This window comes from Streptomyces coffeae (assembly GCF_016741875.1).
Taxonomy (GTDB): domain Bacteria; phylum Actinomycetota; class Actinomycetes; order Streptomycetales; family Streptomycetaceae; genus Streptomyces; species Streptomyces coffeae.
The window spans coordinates 1-495 of the sequence record NZ_JAERRF010000192.1 but is presented as its reverse complement, the minus strand read 5'-3'; the positions used below and the strand labels follow the sequence as shown (position 1 = coordinate 495).

Here is a 495-nt window from a genome sequence, read left to right as displayed (position 1 = left end):
TCGGCCTCTCCCACCCCACGACGATCGGCAGGCAGCAGCCATGGACACGAACACGCCCGACGATGAACTCGAAGTCTGGATCGATCAGGACCTGTGCACCGGGGACGGCATCTGTGCCCAGTACGCCCCGGAAGTCTTCGAGTTGGACATCGACGGACTGGCCTACGTCAAGGACGAGAACGACGAGCTGTGCCAAGAGCCCGCCGCCACGGTGACTGTTCCGCTTCCTCTGGTGAGGGACGTGGTGGCCGCAACGAACGACTGCCCCGGTGACTGCATCCATGTGCGTCGCACGAACGACCAGGTGGAGCTGTACGGGCCCGACGCAGGAGCACTGGCGTGATGACTCTGACCATGACGACGTTCGAGAAGGAACACCCCGGCGCGAAGGCGGCGCTCGACCGCGCGGCTGGTGGGGGGCGTATCACCCCGGAAGAGGCGCTTGAGTTGTACCGGTTCGCGCCGTTGCATGCGCTGGGTGCGGCTGCGGATGCG

Annotated in this window: 1 protein-coding gene; it reads left to right on the top strand. The window is 65.7% G+C overall.

The window, feature by feature from the left end; genetic code table 11:
* Positions 1-40: 40 nt before the first annotated feature.
* The gene (locus JK363_RS41625) at positions 41-343 is read left to right on the top strand and encodes a ferredoxin (RefSeq protein ID WP_201883514.1); all 303 of its coding nucleotides are present in this window, start codon (positions 41-43) and stop codon (positions 341-343) included.
* Positions 344-495: the final 152 nt, after the last annotated feature.

Coding starts and splice junctions, on each gene's coding strand:
- JK363_RS41625 (WP_201883514.1), top strand. CDS start 41: ATGGACACGAACACGCCCGACGATGAACTCGAAGTCTGGATCGATCAG.